This window comes from Mesorhizobium sp. M5C.F.Ca.IN.020.32.2.1 (assembly GCF_004023105.1).
Classification (GTDB): domain Bacteria; phylum Pseudomonadota; class Alphaproteobacteria; order Rhizobiales; family Rhizobiaceae; genus Mesorhizobium; species Mesorhizobium wenxiniae.
The window spans coordinates 1-735 of the sequence record NZ_RZSX01001498.1 but is presented as its reverse complement, the minus strand read 5'-3'; the positions used below and the strand labels follow the sequence as shown (position 1 = coordinate 735).

Annotated in this window: 1 protein-coding gene; it reads right to left on the bottom strand. The window is 64.4% G+C overall.

The annotated features are described in order from the left end of the window. A partial coding sequence (locus EOA86_RS37070; protein ID WP_281035748.1) for a M17 family peptidase N-terminal domain-containing protein occupies window positions 1–735 on the bottom strand: 735 nt, incomplete at both ends.

Here is a 735-nt window from a genome sequence, read left to right as displayed (position 1 = left end):
TTCATGTCCTCCATTCCGGAGGCCGTCTTTATCGAATTGCCGCCGGTGTCGAAGGTGACGCCTTTGCCGACGAAAGCAATCGGGCTGTCCTTGGCCTTGCCGCCGTTCCATCGCATGATGGCCAGGCGGGCTCCACGCGGCGAGCCTTGCGCGACGCCGAGCAGCGCGCCCATGCCGAGCTTCTTCATCTCCTTCTCGACCAGGATCTCGACCGTGACGCCGAGCGCTTCCAGTTCGTTGACGCGGGCGGCGAATTCCACCGGCCCGAGTACATTGGCCGGTTCGTTGACCAGATCGCGCGCCAGGAGCACCCCGTCGATCACCGCCACCTCGTCGGCAAAGGCCTTTTTCGCCGCCGCCGGATCGGTGGTGTGGATGGTCACCTTGACCGGCTTTTTAGGCTCGGTCGCCTTGCCGTCGCGCTGGCTGTCGCCATTGTCCTTTTTCGTCTTGTACTTGTCGAAAGCATAGCTGCGCAGAAGAATGCCAGCGGCAAGCTGTGCCGCTTGTCTGCCGCCGACGTCAGCACCGGGCAGGTCGAGCACGACGGCCACCTCCGTCGCCTTGCGAAAGGATGTAGTGATCGGACCGCCAAGCTTGAGCCAGGCATGATCGTCGAGCCCCGAGACCTTGCCGCCGCCGACCGCCACCAGCCGGTCGAGCGATGTGCCCTCGGGTGCCAGCACTTCGCCCAGGCCGGCAAATTTGCCGGAAAAGTCGGCCACCGGGAATGCC